18 protein-coding genes are annotated in these 15,296 nt (G+C 71.7%); 9 read left to right on the forward strand and 9 right to left on the reverse strand.

What is annotated here, in order from left to right; all coding sequences use genetic code 11:
* Positions 1-61: 61 nt before the first annotated feature.
* Positions 62-718, forward strand: coding sequence for a TetR/AcrR family transcriptional regulator (locus tag AC3RJ7_RS00790; protein WP_491453955.1), 657 nt, complete (start codon positions 62-64; stop codon positions 716-718).
* A 75-nt stretch (positions 719-793) separates the two neighbouring features.
* On the opposite strand, the gene AC3RJ7_RS00795 is transcribed toward AC3RJ7_RS00790, so the two are convergent.
* On the reverse strand, positions 794-1,492 hold the full coding sequence (locus tag AC3RJ7_RS00795; protein WP_491453956.1) for an MOSC domain-containing protein: 699 nt from the start codon (positions 1,490-1,492) through the stop codon (positions 794-796).
* 203 nt (positions 1,493-1,695) lie between these two features.
* Here AC3RJ7_RS00795 and AC3RJ7_RS00800 point away from each other — a divergent pair, with 203 nt between their 5' ends.
* Both AC3RJ7_RS00800 and AC3RJ7_RS00805 read left to right on the forward strand, forming a co-directional pair.
* Positions 1,696-2,085 carry a DUF4190 domain-containing protein gene (locus AC3RJ7_RS00800; protein WP_491453957.1) on the forward strand — a complete coding sequence of 130 codons (390 nt, stop codon included), beginning with the start codon at positions 1,696-1,698 and terminating at the stop codon, positions 2,083-2,085.
* A gap of 150 nt (positions 2,086-2,235) precedes the next feature.
* Positions 2,236-2,682 carry a hypothetical protein gene (locus AC3RJ7_RS00805; RefSeq protein WP_491453958.1) on the forward strand — a complete coding sequence of 149 codons (447 nt, stop codon included), beginning with the start codon at positions 2,236-2,238 and terminating at the stop codon, positions 2,680-2,682.
* A gap of 368 nt (positions 2,683-3,050) precedes the next feature.
* On the opposite strand, the gene AC3RJ7_RS00810 is transcribed toward AC3RJ7_RS00805, so the two are convergent.
* The gene (locus AC3RJ7_RS00810) at positions 3,051-3,893 is read right to left on the reverse strand and encodes a VOC family protein (protein ID WP_491455204.1); all 843 of its coding nucleotides are present in this window, start codon (positions 3,891-3,893) and stop codon (positions 3,051-3,053) included.
* A gap of 125 nt (positions 3,894-4,018) precedes the next feature.
* Here AC3RJ7_RS00810 and AC3RJ7_RS00815 point away from each other — a divergent pair, with 125 nt between their 5' ends.
* Genes AC3RJ7_RS00815 through AC3RJ7_RS00825 form a run of 3 tightly spaced genes read left to right on the forward strand, consistent with a single transcriptional unit; the run spans position 4,019 to position 6,428 of the window.
* A complete protein-coding gene (locus tag AC3RJ7_RS00815; protein ID WP_491453959.1) occupies positions 4,019-4,624 on the forward strand; it encodes a helix-turn-helix domain-containing protein in 606 nt (201 codons plus the stop codon).
* Positions 4,621-5,511 (forward strand): EamA family transporter, encoded by an 891-nt coding sequence (locus AC3RJ7_RS00820; RefSeq protein ID WP_491453960.1) that lies wholly within the window; start codon positions 4,621-4,623, stop codon positions 5,509-5,511. Before AC3RJ7_RS00815 ends, AC3RJ7_RS00820 begins: the two co-directional genes overlap by 4 nt.
* Positions 5,508-6,428 carry a dihydrodipicolinate synthase family protein gene (locus AC3RJ7_RS00825; protein ID WP_491453961.1) on the forward strand — a complete coding sequence of 307 codons (921 nt, stop codon included), beginning with the start codon at positions 5,508-5,510 and terminating at the stop codon, positions 6,426-6,428. Before AC3RJ7_RS00820 ends, AC3RJ7_RS00825 begins: the two co-directional genes overlap by 4 nt.
* A gap of 75 nt (positions 6,429-6,503) precedes the next feature.
* Here the strand turns inward: AC3RJ7_RS00825 and AC3RJ7_RS00830 are convergent, their stop codons facing one another.
* The 4 genes from AC3RJ7_RS00830 to purD all read right to left on the reverse strand — a co-directional run bounded on the left by AC3RJ7_RS00830 (position 6,504) and on the right by purD (position 9,794).
* Positions 6,504-6,917 (reverse strand): VOC family protein, encoded by a 414-nt coding sequence (locus tag AC3RJ7_RS00830; protein ID WP_491453962.1) that lies wholly within the window; start codon positions 6,915-6,917, stop codon positions 6,504-6,506.
* Between the two features lie 10 nt (positions 6,918-6,927).
* Positions 6,928-7,347 (reverse strand): helix-turn-helix transcriptional regulator, encoded by a 420-nt coding sequence (locus AC3RJ7_RS00835; protein ID WP_491453963.1) that lies wholly within the window; start codon positions 7,345-7,347, stop codon positions 6,928-6,930.
* Positions 7,348-7,469: 122 nt separating this feature from the next.
* Positions 7,470-8,420, reverse strand: a complete 951-nt coding sequence (locus AC3RJ7_RS00840) for a phosphoribosylaminoimidazolesuccinocarboxamide synthase (protein WP_491453964.1) — start codon at positions 8,418-8,420, stop codon at positions 7,470-7,472.
* Positions 8,421-8,450: 30 nt separating this feature from the next.
* Entirely contained in the window at positions 8,451-9,794 is a 1,344-nt protein-coding gene (gene purD, locus AC3RJ7_RS00845; protein ID WP_491453965.1) for a phosphoribosylamine--glycine ligase, read from the reverse strand.
* Positions 9,795-9,835: 41 nt separating this feature from the next.
* On the opposite strand from purD, the gene AC3RJ7_RS00850 reads away from it, so the two are divergent.
* Together AC3RJ7_RS00850 and AC3RJ7_RS00855 are read left to right on the forward strand one after the other, a co-directional pair.
* Positions 9,836-10,228, forward strand: a complete 393-nt coding sequence (locus AC3RJ7_RS00850; RefSeq protein ID WP_491453966.1) for a sterol carrier family protein — start codon at positions 9,836-9,838, stop codon at positions 10,226-10,228.
* A gap of 41 nt (positions 10,229-10,269) precedes the next feature.
* Positions 10,270-10,626 (forward strand): potassium transporter Trk, encoded by a 357-nt coding sequence (locus tag AC3RJ7_RS00855; RefSeq protein ID WP_491453967.1) that lies wholly within the window; start codon positions 10,270-10,272, stop codon positions 10,624-10,626.
* Positions 10,627-10,712: 86 nt separating this feature from the next.
* Here AC3RJ7_RS00855 and purF read toward each other — a convergent pair whose 3' ends face one another.
* Together purF and AC3RJ7_RS00865 are read right to left on the reverse strand one after the other, a co-directional pair.
* Positions 10,713-12,170, reverse strand: a complete 1,458-nt coding sequence (gene purF, locus AC3RJ7_RS00860) for an amidophosphoribosyltransferase (RefSeq protein WP_491453968.1) — start codon at positions 12,168-12,170, stop codon at positions 10,713-10,715.
* 100 nt (positions 12,171-12,270) lie between these two features.
* Positions 12,271-12,780, reverse strand: a complete 510-nt coding sequence (locus AC3RJ7_RS00865; RefSeq protein ID WP_491453969.1) for a carboxymuconolactone decarboxylase family protein — start codon at positions 12,778-12,780, stop codon at positions 12,271-12,273.
* A 74-nt stretch (positions 12,781-12,854) separates the two neighbouring features.
* On the opposite strand from AC3RJ7_RS00865, the gene pdxR reads away from it, so the two are divergent.
* Positions 12,855-14,249, forward strand: a complete 1,395-nt coding sequence (gene pdxR / locus AC3RJ7_RS00870) for a MocR-like pyridoxine biosynthesis transcription factor PdxR (RefSeq protein ID WP_491453970.1) — start codon at positions 12,855-12,857, stop codon at positions 14,247-14,249.
* A 51-nt stretch (positions 14,250-14,300) separates the two neighbouring features.
* On the opposite strand, the gene AC3RJ7_RS00875 is transcribed toward pdxR, so the two are convergent.
* Positions 14,301-15,227, reverse strand: coding sequence for an Lrp/AsnC family transcriptional regulator (locus AC3RJ7_RS00875; RefSeq protein ID WP_491453971.1), 927 nt, complete (start codon positions 15,225-15,227; stop codon positions 14,301-14,303).
* Between the last annotated feature and the right edge of the window lie 69 nt (positions 15,228-15,296).

Genomic DNA, 15,296 nt, shown 5'->3' on the forward strand with positions numbered 1-15,296 from the left:
TTCGGGTAAACGGAGACGACTCTCCGAATGATACGTCACGAATCCGCGTACAGTGAATCCGATGACTTCGTCGACCTCGTCGCGCCGCGACGCACGGCGCAATCACGAACGCCTGCTCGCCGAAGCCCGGCGGCTGTTCGCCGAGCGCGGCATCGACGCGCCCCTCGACGAGCTCGCGGTGCGCGCGGGGGTCGGCGCCGGCACCGTGTACCGGCACTTCCCGAATCGCGATGCGCTCGTGCGCGAGCTCTACGACCACGCGGTCGCCGAACTGCACGACTTCGCCCCCGAGATCCTCGGTGCCGAGACCGGCTGGCGTTCGGTCGAGCTCTACATCGAGCGACTCGGAGGGTGGGTCGCGGATTCGCCCTACCTGCCCGCGGTGATGCGCCGGGTCGCCGAGCTCGACCCGTCGTACAAGCCCGGCATCGCGTTCGAGCCGCTCGTGAACGGCATGATCGAGCGCGCCCAGGCCGAGGGCGCGCTGCGCGACGACGTCACCGCGGTCGACCTCAGCATCCTCGTCGACATGCTCGGCTCGCTCGGCCAGTACGGCGGCGGGTACCTGCCGTTCTGGCGTCGTCAGCTCACGATCGTGCTCGACGGCCTGCGTGCCCGACCCGGCATCACCCCGATGCCGGTGCCGGGTCAGGCGTTCGAGGCCTTCCACGACATGTCCCACGCGAAGGGCCCGAAGCTGCCCCCGTCGGTCGAGTAGCGCCCGACGGGCTCTCGTCGGTCGAGTAGCGCCCGACGAAGGAGGGCGCGTATCGAGACCACGCCCCGAGCAGCCTCACCCCGCCGCGACGACCCCGACCCCGTCGCCCACGCGGATCGCCCCCGGCACCACGACATCCGCGTACACCGCGAGCGACATCTCCCGCGCCTTCGTCAACGGCTTCAGCAGCCGCCCGTCGGCGCTCGTCCCGTCCTGCGCGACATCCACGGTTCGGCAGCGCTCGATGCGCTCGACGACCCGCAGCCGCGCGTCGCCGACGGCGATCTCCTGCCCGAGCCACGTCTCCTCGACGAACGGCTCGTCGGTCTCGACGACGAGGTTGACGCGCAGCCGCCGCGGGTCGGCGTCGATGCCGAAGTGCTCGGCGCACCAGGCTAGCGACGCGGTGCCGACGATCGAGATCTGCCCGCCGTCCTGCATCGAGACGTCCCCCTCGGGGATGACGCGCACGTTCGCGCCCATGAGCTCGGTGAGGTCGGCGTCGAGCTCGGGTTCGCCCACGAGCCACATGGATGCCTCGCGCTGCACGCGCACCGAGCCATCCGCCATCGTCGACGCCGCGTACGCGAACACCGCATCGCGTCGCCGGAACCGCCGCGTGTTCTTGCCCGACGCGAACTTGCCGTCGTCATCGGCGACGGCGAACCCGCGGTCGCCGGGGATGCCTCGTGCGTCGAGCTGCACCTCGGTCAGCGCCTCGCCGCCCATGGCCTTCACGGGGTACCGACGGATCGAGCGCAGCGGGAGGGTCATCGGGTCAGCCTATCCGTGCGCGACGCCCCGGCGGCGGCGTGAAGGCGGTCGATCATCGGCGATCCCGGCCCATGTGCATGTCCGGCAGCGCGCCGAAGGTTCCCGATCCAATACCCCCATTTGTGGGGTATTGGTCGCATTGGTTGTGGTCCCTTACCTTCGCCGCGGGGGCACGACGAAGTGCAATCGAATGGAGCAGCGAATTGACGTCTGACACCAATGCGGCCACGCCCGAGCAGCAGCCGCAGCCCGAGGTAGCCGGCCCGATCGATGACGCGGCACGCAACCTCGCCGCGCAGGCGCCCGTCACGGGCCCCGAGGGCCGGCCGGTCGAGCAGAAGTGGGCGACCGGTGGCGGTCGCATCGTCGCGCTCATCGCCGGAATCGCCGGCGTGCTCGTCTCGCCGTTCGTGGCGATGATCGCGGTCGCGCTCGGGTTCCTCGCGCTCGTTCTCGGCAGCGCTGCGCGCGGACACATGGAGCCCGGTCGTCCCGGCCGCGGGGTCGCGACGGCGGCCTTCGTGCTCGGCATCGCCGCGGTCGTGCTCGGCGTGCTGTCGTGGCTGATCGGGATATTCCTGCTTGCCGGGTGAGCCCCGAAGAAGGGAGCGCTCCGCGGTCGCCTTGGGAGGGAGGCGGTGGTGAGTTCGTGGCGAAGGCCGTTGCTACTGCTGGCGACCACTATGGTCGTGATCCCGGCGCTCCAACTCATCACGCGCACGCCTGGGGCCCCAGGGTGGGATGTGCTCACCTTCACGGTGCTCGGACTCGGCATCGCCGATTTCGTCGTACTGCCCTTCCTCAGCCGGCGCTGGATGCGAACTCGCCGCCGAGAACTCCTGGCGGGGGATTCTTCCGCGGTCGTGTTCTGCGCGAGCGGTTCGTTGCGCGACCAGGAGCCGCGTGCGGTCGTCGTGGCCGTCGACGCACACGGGATATGGGTGTACGAACGCGTCGGGGCGGCTGAGCGAGTGGCTTGGCGCGACGTGGCGAAGCTGACGTCGACCTTTCACGACACGACGGCCCAGGTAGTGATCGACGCCGACGATGCCGAAGGTGCGCGCGTCGTCTCATTCATTCCATACAAGCGCGGAGGCGTTCGACCAATGCCTTTCTGGGAGGCCGACGCGGTCTTCTCGAGCATCCGGGAGGTGAGGTCGCGTGCATCCGCGATCCCGCGCTCGGATTGAGATGAAGGGGCTGGTGTCCCCTGCCGCCGGCCGCCACTTCCCGCCGGCGGTTGGAGGCCGATGGCGACGTGTTCCGAAGATCGGGGCAGCGGCCCGATGGACCTCGCTCGGCATCTGGGGGCTCCTGCTGCTCACCATTGCGGTCGGTGCCGGCGCTGAGGGATGGCTCGGACCCGGGCCTTGGATCTTCTCCGGGATCGCCGTGATCATGCTGGCTCGTACGGCATGCGGCGCGAGCTTCAGCTCGACGAGGTGAATCCGCGAGCAGTGCGCCTCGGCGAGACGTCAGAGGGACGGCGTGAGCGACTGATGTGACAGATCAGGTCCGTCGAGATCGGCATCGACTGATCACGCCGGCTCGTTGCCGCCTACTCCGCCGCGCGCACCTCGACGAGGTTCGCCCACGGGTCGTCGAACGAGAGCGTGCGGCCGTCGTCGCGAGTGCCCACGCGGTAGTGCGCCATGCGCTCGCCGAGTTCGCCGAGGTCGTCGGCGGTGGGCACGACGATCTCGACCTTGCCGAGACCGAGGGCGAGGCCGCGCTTGCCTGCGCCGCGGCTGTTCCACGTGTTCATCGCCATGTGGTGGTGGTATCCGCCTGCCGAGACGAACAGCGCCTGGTCGCCCATGGTCGCGGTGGTCTCGAAGCCGACCCGGTCGACGTAGAACTCGCGCGCGCTCGCGACATCCCCGACGGAGAGGTGCACGTGCCCGACGACCGCATCGCCGAGCTTCTCGCCCGAGCCGACCGCAGCGGTGCCGGTCTCGCCGAGGTGGTCGCGCAGGTAGCCGTTCGGGTCGAGGTAGATGGTCGCCATCTCGACGGTGCCGTGCACCCAGCTCCACGTCGAGCGGTCGCGGTCGAAGTACAACTCGACGCCGTTGCCCTCGGGGTCGGTGAAGTAGAACGCCTCGCTCACGAGATGGTCGGCGCTGCCGGTGAACGTGCCGGGGTACCGGGTCGCGACCGACGCGATCGCCGTCGCGAGCGCCTCGCGGGTGTCGAAGAGGATCGCGGTGTGGAAGAGCCCCGCGTCGCGCGGCGACGCGTGCTTGAGCTCGGGCGCGTGCTGCAGGATCACGATCGGGGTCGTGCCGCGGCCGAGCACGGCCACAGGGCCGTCGTGGCTGAGCAGCTCGAGCGTGACGCCGTCGCGGTAGTAGCGGATCATGCCGTCGAGGTCGGCGACGCGCAGGGTGACGGCACCCATGCCGGTGTCGGCGGCGAGCAGTCCGGCGCCTTCGGGCGCCCCATTGGTTGTAAGCACAACTAATACTAACGGATGCCTCGTCGAATCCATTCCGGCGTCGAGAGCTAGTGCACTATCATGCACTCATGGACGGGGAGACCGAGACGCTCGCGCTCGCGATCGGGCGGCGGGTGCGCGAGCGGCGGCAGGCGCGCGACTGGACCCTCGACCGCCTCGCCGCCGAGGCCGGAGTGAGCCGTCGCATGATCGTCAATGTCGAGCAGGGCGCGGTCAACCCGAGCATCGGCACGCTGCTGCGGCTCGCCGACGCGCTCGACGTGCGCCTGCCCGCTCTCGTGCATGCGCGGTCCGAGGCATCCGGGCTCGTCGAGGTCACCCGGCGGGGCGAGGGCGCCGTCCTCTGGTCGGGCGAGCAGGGCGGTCGCGGCGTACTCGTCGCCGGCATCGACTCGCCCGACGTGGTCGAGCTCTGGGACTGGACCCTCGAGTCGGGTGAGCGCCATGCGAGCGAGGCGCACTCCGCGGGCACGCGCGAGCTACTGCATGTGATCGAGGGCGAGGTCGTGATCGAGGTCGCCGGCGTCACGCATTCGCTCGTCGCGGGCGACGCCCTGACCTTCTCGGGCGACGTCGACCACGCCTACGCCAACCGGTCGACCGTCACCGCCCGCTTCTCGCTCGCGGTGTTCGAGTTCGGCGTCGGGTCGTCGCACCGGGAGGCGCGCTCGTGAGCCGCGCGAGCGACCGGATTCCGCCGTGGACGATGGCGGTGGCCTCGATGCTGCTCATCCAAGCGGGCGCGGCGCTCTCCGTGCCGCTCGTCGAGCAGCTCGGTGCGGGCGGCACCGCCTGGCTTCGCCTCGCGTTCGGCGGCATCTTCTTCATCGTCATCGCGCGACCGCCGATCCGGCGGATCCGCCGGGTCGACGTGCTGCCGCTCCTCGGGCTCGGCGTCGCCACCGGCGTCATGATGGTCGCGTTCCTCGCGGCGATCGAGCGCATCCCGCTCGGCACCGCGGTCGCGATCGAGTTCCTCGGCCCGCTCGCCGTGGCCGCGATCCGCAGCCACAGCCGTCGCATGCTCGCCTGGCCGGTGCTCGCGCTCGCCGGCGTCGTGCTGCTCACCGAGCCGTGGCACGGCCGGGTCGACCTCATCGGCGTCGGCTTCGCCGTGCTCGCGGGTGCCGGTTGGGGCCTGTACATCCTGCTGACGCAGCGCGTCGGCGATCGGTTCGCCGGGGTCAGCGGCCTCTCGATCACGATCCCCATCGCCGCGGTCGTGACCGCCGTCATCGGCGTCCCGCAGGTGGTCGGCGAGCTCGACTGGCGGGTGCTCCTCGTCGCGGCGGGCATCGCACTGCTCGCCCCGGTGATCCCGTTCGGCCTCGAGATGCTCGCGCTCCGACGCATGACCCACACCGCCTTCGGCACGCTCATGGCGCTGGAGCCCGCCATCGGCGTGCTGATCGGCGTCATCGTGCTCTCGCAGATCCCGTCGTGGGCGCAGGTCGCCGGCATCGTGCTCGTCGTGCTCGCGGGAGCCGGCGCGCAGCGCGGAGGCATCCGCCATCGACCCACCGACGACCCCGATCTCGCACCGCTGGAGGAACGCGTATGACGACCGACTCGATCTTCACCGGGCTGAGCGCCTTTCCGCTGACGCCGATCAGCGACGACGCAGTCGACGAACGGGCGTTCGCCGGGCTCGTCGGGCGGCTCGCCACCGCAGGGGTCGACACCATCACGGCGCTCGGCTCGACCGGGTCGTACGCCTACCTCTCGACCGACGAGCGTGCCCGCATCGCCCGGCTCGCGGTCGAGCACGCGGGCGAGACCCCCGTCGTCGTCGGGGTCGGCGCGCTGCGCACCTCCGACGTGCTCGCGAACGTGCGCAACGCCGAGGCGGCGGGCGCCCGAGGGCTGCTGCTCGCACCGATGACGTACCAGCCGCTCACGCACGACGACGTGGTCGGGCTGTTCCGCGAGGTCACGTCGAGCACCGACCTGCCGGTCATCGTCTACGACAACCCCGGCACGACGCACTTCACGTTCACGACGTCGCTCTACGCGCGGCTCGCCGAGCTGCCGGGCGTCGCGTCGATCAAGATCCCCGGCATGCCGCTCGACGTCGAGGCGATGCGCGACCGGGTCGCCGCGATCCGGGCGGTCGTGCCGCCGCACGTCACGATCGGCATCTCGGGCGACGCCTACGCCGCGACCGGTCTCGCAGCCGGATGCGACGTCTGGTACTCGGTCATCGGCGGCACGCTGCCGGAGCCGGCGCTGCGGATCACCCGCGCGGTGCAGGCCGGGAGGGCCGACGAGGCGCTCGCGGAGTCGGCACGGCTCGACCCGCTGTGGAAGCTCTTCGCCGAGTTCGGCGGCAGCCTGCGCGTCGTCGCGGCGATCGCCGAGCAGCTCGGGCTCGCGCCCGACCGGTGCCTGCCGCGCCCCATCCTCGGCCTCGACGCCGAGCAGCGGACGCGCGTCGCCGAGCTCGTCGAGCACCTCGGTCTCGACCGGTCGGTCGAGTAGCGACGAAGGAGCGTATCGAGGCCAGCGGGGGGCGTGGTCTCGATACGGCGCTGCGCGCCTACTCGACCGACGTGGTCACGCGGCCGGCTGGCTGAAGCGCAGCATGTTGCCCGCGGGGTCGCGGAAGGCGCAGTCGCGCACGCCGTAGAACTGGTCCATCGGCTCCTGCAGCACCTCGGCGCCCGCGGCGCGGATCGACTCGAACGTCGCGTCGACGTCGGGCGTCGTGAAGTTGACGCCGCGCAGCAGGCCCTTCGCGAGCAGCTGGTTCGCGGCATCCTTGTCGGACTGGGTGGCGTTGGGGTCGGCGATCGGCGGCTCGAGCACGATGTTGACGTCGGGCTGCGACGGCGAGCCCACGGTGACCCAGCGCATCCCCTCGTAGGCGATGTCGTTGCGCACCTCGAGGCCGAGCACGTCGCGGTAGAAGGGAATCGCGGTGTCGTGGTCGTCGACCGCGATGAAGCACTGTGAGAGTGAGATGTCCATGACCCCGACGCTACCGAGGGGCGGAGCCGCTCGCTTCTCCATTCCTGACGGGTCGCGTGCGGATCTTCACGATGCACGCGGGGATCGGCGCCGCGACGTCGTGCGACCGGCCGCGGTACGCGCTCGGGGTCTCGCCGACGAGTTCGGTGAACCGCGTGCTGAACGAGCCGAGCGAGGTACAGCCGACCGCGAAGCACACCTCGGTGACGCTGAGGTCGCCGCGCCGCAGCAGCGCCTTCGCGCGCTCGATGCGACGCGTCATGAGGTAGCTGTACGGCGTCTCGCCGTACGCCTCGCGGAAGCTGCGCGAGAAGTGCCCTGCCGACATGAGCGCGACCTTCGCGAGCGCCTCGACGTCGAGCGGCTGCTCGTAGTCGCGGTCCATCGTGTCGCGGGCGCGGCGCAGGCGGCGCAGGTCGTCGAGGTTCATCGGGGCGGGCTCACCTCCCGTGTCGGCGGTGCAGTGGTTTCGATACACGTCGCCTCAGGCGGCGCTACTCGACCAGCGTAGGGCGCGTCACCGTCGGCGGTGCTCCTCGACCATGGTCGGTCTCAATCCGCGTGCGGGGTGCGCAGCCGATCGAGCAGCTCGCGGTAGCGGGCGGCGGTCTGCGCGACGATCTCGTCGGGCAGCGCGGGCGGGCGACCCTGCTGGTCCCAGTTCGCCGCGAGCCAGTTGCGCACGATCTGCTTGTCGAAGCTCGCGAGGCGCTCGGCCGGGGTCGTGCCGGCGGTGTAGGCCGCGGCATCCCAGTACCGGCTCGAATCGCTCGTGAGCACCTCGTCGGCGAGGGTGACGATGCCCGTCGCCCGGTCGGCGCCGAACTCGAACTTCGTGTCGGCGAGGATGAGCCCGCGCTGCTCGGCGATCGTCTGCGCCTTCGCGAAGACCTCGAGCGAGAGCTCGCGCAACTGCGCGGCGACGACCTCGCCGACGAGCTCGATCGTGCGCTCGTACGTGATGTTCTCGTCGTGCTCGCCGAGCGGGGCCTTCCATGCCGGGGTGTAGATCGGCTCGGGCAGGCGGTCGCCGTCGGAGAGGCCGGCGGGCAGCTCGATGCCGCCGATCGCGCCCGTCTCGCGGTACTCCTTGTAGCCCGAGCCGGTCAGGTACCCGCGCACGACGCACTCGATCGGGAACATGTCGAGCGTGCGGCACAGCGTCGCCCGGTCGGCGACATCGGCCGGCACCTCGGGCAGCTCGAGCGCTTCGAGACGGTCGTCGAGCGGGTGGGCGAGGTGGTTGGGCACCTCGGGCAGCTCGTCGAACCACCAGTGCGTGAGCGCCGTCAGCATCGCGCCCTTGCCGGGGATCGCCGGCTCGAGCAGGTGATCGAACGCGCTCACCCGGTCGCTCGCGACGACGAGCACGACGGGCGAGGTCGCGAGCGGGTCGCCGGTCCAGCTGTCGTCGTCGGTCATGAGCTTCGACGGCACGTACAGGTCGCGCACCTTGCCCGAGTAGACGTGGGTCCAGCCGGCGAGTTCACCCGTGTCGGTCATCTCATCTCCTCGCTTCGAGCGGCGTCGCGGTCACTCGGCGACGCGCGCCGCGATGTCGGTGCGGTACTGGCCGCCCTCGAGCCGCACCTGGCCGAGCGCCTCGTAGGCGCGGCGACGGGCGTCGGCGAAGCCGTCGCCGAGGGCGACGACGTTGAGCACGCGGCCGCCGGTCGCGAGCAGCGGGGCCTCGGCGCCCGGCTCGGCGTCGTCGGCGAGCGCGCCCACCGCGGTCGCGGCGTGGGCGAGGTGCACACCGGGCACGGATGCCGCGGCGTCGAGCCCCTCGATGACCCGACCGGTCTCGGGCGACTCGGGGTAGCCCTCGCTCGCGAGCACCACGGTCACGGCGGCCTGGTCGCGGAACACCGGGCGCTCGAGCGAACCGAGTCCGCCGGTCGCGGCCGCGAGCAGGAGGCCCGACAGCGGGGTCTCGAGGCGCGGCAGCACGACCTGGGTCTCGGGGTCGCCGAAGCGGGCGTTGAACTCGATGACGCGGATGCCGCGGCTCGTCAGGATCAGGCCCGCGTACAGCAGGCCGATGAACGGCGTCCCCTCGGACGCGAGCCGGCGCACCGTCGGCAGCGCGATGGTCTCGATCACCTCGTCGACGAACGCCTGCTCGCTGCCGAAGCGACCGCCGCGACCGTCGACGGCGTCGCCGAGCCAGGGGAGGGGCGAGTAGGCGCCCATGCCGCCCGTGTTCGGGCCCTGGTCGCCGTCGCGCAGGCGCTTGTAGTCCTGCGCGGGCGAGAGCGGCAGCACGTGCTCGCCGTCGGAGAGGAGGAAGAGCGAGACCTCCTGGCCGTCGAGGAACTCCTCGACGAGCACGGGACCCTGCTGCAGGTAGTGCTCGGCATGGGCGAGCGCGGCCTCGCGGTCGTCGGTGACGAGCACGCCCTTGCCGGCGGCGAGGCCGTCGGCCTTGACGACGTGCGGGGCGCCGAACTCGTCGAGCGTCGCGGCGACCTCGTCGAGGGTGGTGGCGAGGGTCGCGCGGCCGGTCGGCACGTTCGCGGCCTCCATGATGCGCTTCGCGAAGGTCTTCGAGCCCTCGAGCGCGGCGGCCTGCCTGCCGGGGCCGAACACGGGGACGCCTCGGGCGCGAAGCGCGTCGGCGACGCCCGCGACGAGCGGCGCCTCGGGGCCGACGACCACGAGCTCGATGCCGTTGTCGGCGGCGTACCCGGTGACGAGCGCCGCGTCGGTCGCGTCGAGCGCGACGGTCGTGACGCTGCCGCGCGCCGACGAGGTCGGCGAGGCCGCGATGCCGGCGTTGCCGGGGGCCGCCGTGATCTCGTGACCGGCCTCCTCATCGAGCAGCGCGAGGATGATGGCGTGCTCGCGCGCGCCCGAGCCGAGGACGAGGATCTTCACCGGATCAGGCTACCCGATGCACCCCTTGCGAGAATGGGGTCATGGCACGGGCGAGGATCGGCGACGACATCGGGCGGGCGGCGATCGCGGCGATCGTCGCGATCGCGGAACAGCGGGGCGAGGAGGTCTCGGCCGCGGCATCCTCGGTCGACCGTTCGACGCTCGCCCTGGCGGTGCGGTACTCGCTGCAGCTGCTCGCCGAGCGGGCACCGGGCGGCACGCTCGAGGTGCGCGTGCCGCCGTACGCCGCCGTGCAGTGCGTCGAGGGCCCGAAGCACACGCGCGGAACGCCGCCCAACGTCATCGAGACCGACGCCGCGACCTGGCTGGAGCTCGCGACCGGAGGCCGGTCGTGGGCCGACGCGCGCGAGTCGGGCAAGGTGCACGCGTCGGGGCAGCGGGCCGACCTCGAGGGGCTCGTGCCGGTCGTCTGAACTCGGCCGCCGCCCGGCCTCCGGTGGGCGACAATGGAAGGGTGAGCGACATCCACGAGCAGCCCGAGCCCCGGTACGAGACCGAGGCGACCCGCGACGAGGTCGTCGTGCGGCGGTCGCCGCGCTACGGCGCCTTCATGGTCGCGGGCGCGATCCTCGGCGCGATCGTCGCCTTCGTGCTCTCGTTCGCGTTCGCCCCGACCGAGGCGGAGCTCGCCCAGCGCCTCGAAGAGGACTTCACCTACAACCAGGGGCAGGTGTTCGGGTTCCTGCTGCTCGGCGGCGTCGCGTTCGGCGTCGCGCTCGGAGCGCTCGTGGCCCTCGTCGTCGACCGGGCGATGTCGCGCCGCGCGACCCGCGCCGTCGCCGAGCACGACGAGACGCACCGCGTCGACTGACCGCCTGCGGCGGCTGCCCGACCGCGGCGGCTGCCCGACCGCGGCGGCTGCCCGCCGCGATCGGCCGACCGCGGCGATCGACGCGATCAGCTGAGCTGCGTGCGCTCCACCCAGCCGAGGTACTCCTCGGTGACGGTGCCGGTGACGTACTCGCCCGTGAAGCACGAGAGGTCGAGCCGGTCGATCGAGGTGCCCTCGGTGATCGCGGCCTGGAGGTCGGCGACCTCCTGGTAGATCATGTGGTCGGCGCCGAGCTCGGCCGCGATCTCGGGGATCTTGCGGCCGTGCGCGATGAGCTCCTGCCGGCTCGGCATGTTGATGCCGTACACGTGCGGGTAGCGCACGGGCGGCGCGGCCGAGGCGAAGGTCACCTTGTTGGCGCCGGCGTCGCGGGCCATCTGCACGATCTGCTGCGACGTCGTGCCGCGCACGATCGAGTCGTCGACGATGAGGATGTTCTTGCCGCGGAACTCGGTGCCCATCGCGTTGAGCTTCTGGCGCACCGAGCGCTTGCGCTCGGCCTGGCCGGGCATGATGAAGGTGCGGCCGACGTAGCGGTTCTTGTAGAAGCCCTCGCGGTACTCGATGCCGAGCTTCTGCGCGACCTGCATCGCGGACGGGCGCGACGAGTCGGGGATCGGCATCACGACGTCGATGTCGCCGAGGGGCATGTGCGTCGCGACGGTGCCGGCGAGGCGGTCGCCCATGCGCAGGCGCGACTCGTAGACCGAGATGCCGTTCATGACCGAGTCGGGCCGGGCGAGGTACACGTACTCGAACGAGCACGGCACGAGGGTCGGGTTCTTCGCGCACTGGCGCGAGATCATCTCGCCGTCGAGGGTGATGAAGACCGCCTCGCCGGGCTCGACGTCGCGCACGATCTCGTAGTCGCCGTTCTCGAGCACGAGCGATTCGCTCGCGACGATCCACTCGTCCTTGCCGGACTCGGTCACCCGCTTGCCGAGGATGAGGGGGCGGATGCCGAACGGGTCGCGGAACGCGAGCAGGCCGTAGCCGGCGATCATCGAGATCACCGCGTACGAGCCCTCGACGCGCTCGTGCACCTGGGCGACGGCTTCGAAGATCTGGTCGGGGTCGAGCTCGAGGCCCTTGATCTGCCCCTGCAGCTCGGTCGCGAGCACGTTGAGCAGCATCTCGGTGTCGCTCGTCGAGTTGACGTGGCGGCGGTCGATCGAGAACAGGTCGTTCGAGAGCTCACGGGTGTTCGTGAGGTTGCCGTTGTGCACGAGGATGATGCCGTACGGCGCGTTCACGTAGAACGGCTGCGCCTCTTCTTCGCGTTCGGCGGCGCCCTTCGTCGTGTACCGCACGTGACCGAGGCCCATGTTGCCGATGAGCGACCGCATGTCGCGGGTGCGGAACGCCTCGCGCACCTGGCCGCGCGCCTTCGCCATGTGGAAGACGGGGCCGTCGGCGGTCGCGATGCCCGTCGAGTCCTGGCCGCGGTGCTGCAGGAGCAGCAGGCTGTCGTAGATCTGCTGGTTGACGGGCTCGGTGGAGACGATGCCGACGATGCCGCACATGCGAGCGATGGCTCCTCGTGGGGGTGTGGTGAACGGCCGGAATCGGCCTCGTCGATTCTCCCACATTGCGCGGGTGAGCCCGCCGGGTCGGACGGCCTGCTCAGATGCGCAGCTTGGGCCGCCATCCGCGCGTCGAGACCGCGAGTTCGTTCCACGCATTCACCGAGACGATGAGGGCGAGCAGTGCCGCCAGCTCGTCGTCGGTGAAGGCGGCGGATGCCTCGGCCCACGTCTCGTCGGGAACGTGGGTCTCCGACAGGCGGGTGACGGAATCGACGAGCGCGAACGCCGCGCGCTCGCGCGCCGTGAAGAAGTTCGACTCGCGCCAGACGGCGACCGCGTAGAGCCGTTGCACGGGCTCGCCGGCCGAGGCGGCGTCGCGCGAGTGCAGGTCGACGCAGTACGAGCAGCCGTTGAGCTGCGAGGCGCGGAGGCGCACGAGTTCGCGCAGGCCCTTCTCGATTCCGGCGCGGTCGGCCTCCGCCTCGGCCGCGTCGTCGAGCGCGCTCACGGAACGCACGAACGCGGGGGCCACCCCGTCGAGGTCGAGACGGCGGGTCGGGGCGACGGGGGTGGCGGGAGGGGCGGCTTCTGCGGTGATCGTGGTCATGGCTCTCACGGTACGGAGCGCCGCTCCCGCTGGTAACGTCCAATGGCATGGCACGCGACTGGGCCAATTCCGGATTGGATCTCCACCTCGAGCTCGACCCGCGGCGCAAGGTCGCGTCGCTCGAGAGCGCCCTCCGCGCGGCCGTCACCGACGGGCGACTCGCGCCAGGCACGCGACTGCCGCCGAGTCGTGCACTCGCCGCCGACCTCGGCCTCGCCCGCAACAGCGTCGCCGAGGTGTACGCCCGTCTCGTCGGCGAGGGGCGGCTCGAAGCGCGGGTCGGCTCGGGCACCTGGGTGCGCGAGGTGCCGGAACCCGCTCCGGGCGCGCGCATCGATCGATCGACCCGGTTCGACCTCGACCTGCGCGGCGGCCTGCCGGATGCCTCGGCCTTCGCCCGCTCGGCGTGGGGTCGCGCCGTGGCGCGGTCGCTCGCCTCGGCGCCCGCGGCGGCCTTCGCGTACGGCGCGCTCGACGGCACGACCGAACTGCGCGCCGCGCTCGCCGAGTACCTGGCGCGTACGCGCGGGGTCGTGGGCGGCGCCGACGACGTCGTCGTCACGCACGGATTCGGCGACCTGCTCTCCCTCGTCGCGAGGGCCGTCGCCGCCCGGGGCGGTCGGCGCATCGCCGTCGAGGCCTACGGCCACGCGTCGCACCGCGACGTGCTCGCCGCAGCCGGGCTCGAGCCCGTGCCGATCCCGGTCGACGCCGACGGACTCGTCGTCGACCGGCTCGCCGGTGTCGCCGTCGACGCCGCGCTCGTGACGCCCGCGCACCAGTTCCCGACCGGGGTGCCGCTCTCGGCGGCTCGACGGTCGGCGCTCGCCGAATGGGCGCGCGACTCCGGTGCGATCGTGATCGAAGACGACTACGACGGCGAATTCCGCTTCGACGGCCGGGCGATCGGGGCCTTCCAGGCGCTCGACCCCGCGCGGACCGTCTACGGCGGGACGGCCAGCAAGGCGCTCGCGCCCGCGCTCGGGATCGGCTGGGGCGTCGTGCCGTCATCGCTGCGCGACGCGGTGCTCGAACAACGCCGGCTGAGCGGCGCGGCGACCGACGCGCTGTCGCAACTCGCGCTCGCCGCGCTCGTCGCGGCCGGCGACTACGACCGCGCGGTGCGCGGCGCTCGCCTGCGCTACCGGGCGCGACGAGAGCGACTCGAACGGCTCGTCGCCGACGGCCTTCCCGGGGCGCGGGTGACCGGGCTCGAGGCGGGCCTGCACTGCCTGCTCGAACTGCCGCCCGGCATCGCCGAGTCGGCCGTCGAACGCGCGGCCGCCGCGATCGGCCTGCGCTACGGCGGGCTCGCCTCGTACGCCGCGGATGCCGCGACCGCCGCCTCCCGTCCGCCGACCATGGTCGTCGGCTACGGGGCCCCGCCCGAGCATCGGTTCGATCGCGCCATCGCGGCGGTGATCGCTTCGGTCGAGGCCGTGCGTCCTGCCGCGCCCGCGAGGGGCTGAATCACGCGGCGGCCCGGGCCGAGGCATCCCGCTCGCGGTGGTGCGGCCGGCTCAGCCGAGCGAGGCCCGCGCGTGGCGGATGCGCCGAAGGCTGTGGTGGTAGCGCTCCTCGCGCACGCGGATGTGCAGCCATTGCTCGACGACCCCGACCCCCGCGACCGCGCGCACGGCCTCGAGGAGCTCGCGGAACTCGCGGACCGAGGTGAACACGACCGTCGCGAGCAGCTCGTACCGCCCGATCGCGCTGGCCAGGAAGTCGGTGCCGGGGTGCGCCCGCAGGAGGGCGATGAGCTCGTCGCGGTCGCCCGCCGACGAGAACCCGAACCCGAACATGAGCCCCGCGTCGTGCGCGTCGTCGCGCTGCATGATCGCGCCGATGCGCATCGCCCCGGAGTCCACCAGTCGCTGGACGCGGGCGCGGCAGCCGCTGAGCGAGAGCCCGACGGCGTCGCCCAGCTCGGCGAAGCCGAGGCGCCCGTCGAGCTGCAGCAGCTCCATGAGGCGCAGGTCGATCTCGTCGATCTCGTCGGGCCCGATCGTGGGCTCGCCGCCGAGCAGGAAGAAGCTGTGGATCAGTCGCTCGTAGATGAGCACGTCGACGTCGACGACGCCGGGCATCGACCGGATCGTGGTGACGTCGCGGCGCAGCTCGTCGAGGTCGGCGAGGTGCATCTCGATCACGATCTGCGTGCCGCCCGAGATCTCGGAGATGAAGGCGGGGGCGTCGAGCGCCCGGATCGCCTCGACGAGCGGGTCGATCGGCCCCTCGGCGCGGACGCCGAGACGGGCGAGCACGTCGAGGCCGAACAGGCTCGGGTGGAGCGCCGCGACGACGTTCAGCCGGCCCGACTCGAACAGCGGCGAGAGCCGCCGCGCGATGTTCGCCCGCGTCGTGCCGAGCCGTCGCGCGAGTTCGCTGTACGAGGCGCGACCGTCGCGGCGCAGCATCGAGATCGCCTGTTCGGTGAGCTGATCCATGCGGAAAACCGTAGCGCAATTGTGCGCACCTCGCATGACGATTCTGTGTCGAATTCGACGAAGAGACCG

Source organism: Agromyces solani (assembly GCF_058349925.1).

Excerpts from the sequence above, each read along its gene's own strand:
- purF (WP_491453968.1), bottom strand. The coding sequence starts at position 12,170 with ATGTGCGGCATCGTCGGCATCGTCTCCACCGAGCCCGTCAACCAGCAG.
- AC3RJ7_RS00840 (WP_491453964.1), bottom strand. The coding sequence starts at position 8,420 with ATGACCGACACGGGTGAACTCGCCGGCTGGACCCACGTCTACTCGGGC.
- AC3RJ7_RS00850 (WP_491453966.1), top strand. The coding sequence starts at position 9,836 with ATGGCACGGGCGAGGATCGGCGACGACATCGGGCGGGCGGCGATCGCG.
- AC3RJ7_RS00825 (WP_491453961.1), top strand. The coding sequence starts at position 5,508 with ATGACGACCGACTCGATCTTCACCGGGCTGAGCGCCTTTCCGCTGACG.
- AC3RJ7_RS00810 (WP_491455204.1), bottom strand. The coding sequence starts at position 3,893 with ATGGGTGCCGTCACCCTGCGCGTCGCCGACCTCGACGGCATGATCCGC.
- AC3RJ7_RS00875 (WP_491453971.1), bottom strand. The coding sequence starts at position 15,227 with ATGGATCAGCTCACCGAACAGGCGATCTCGATGCTGCGCCGCGACGGT.
- AC3RJ7_RS00865 (WP_491453969.1), bottom strand. The coding sequence starts at position 12,780 with ATGACCACGATCACCGCAGAAGCCGCCCCTCCCGCCACCCCCGTCGCC.
- AC3RJ7_RS00815 (WP_491453959.1), top strand. The coding sequence starts at position 4,019 with ATGGACGGGGAGACCGAGACGCTCGCGCTCGCGATCGGGCGGCGGGTG.
- AC3RJ7_RS00790 (WP_491453955.1), top strand. The coding sequence starts at position 62 with ATGACTTCGTCGACCTCGTCGCGCCGCGACGCACGGCGCAATCACGAA.
- AC3RJ7_RS00835 (WP_491453963.1), bottom strand. The coding sequence starts at position 7,347 with ATGAACCTCGACGACCTGCGCCGCCTGCGCCGCGCCCGCGACACGATG.
- AC3RJ7_RS00795 (WP_491453956.1), bottom strand. The coding sequence starts at position 1,492 with ATGACCCTCCCGCTGCGCTCGATCCGTCGGTACCCCGTGAAGGCCATG.
- AC3RJ7_RS00830 (WP_491453962.1), bottom strand. The coding sequence starts at position 6,917 with ATGGACATCTCACTCTCACAGTGCTTCATCGCGGTCGACGACCACGAC.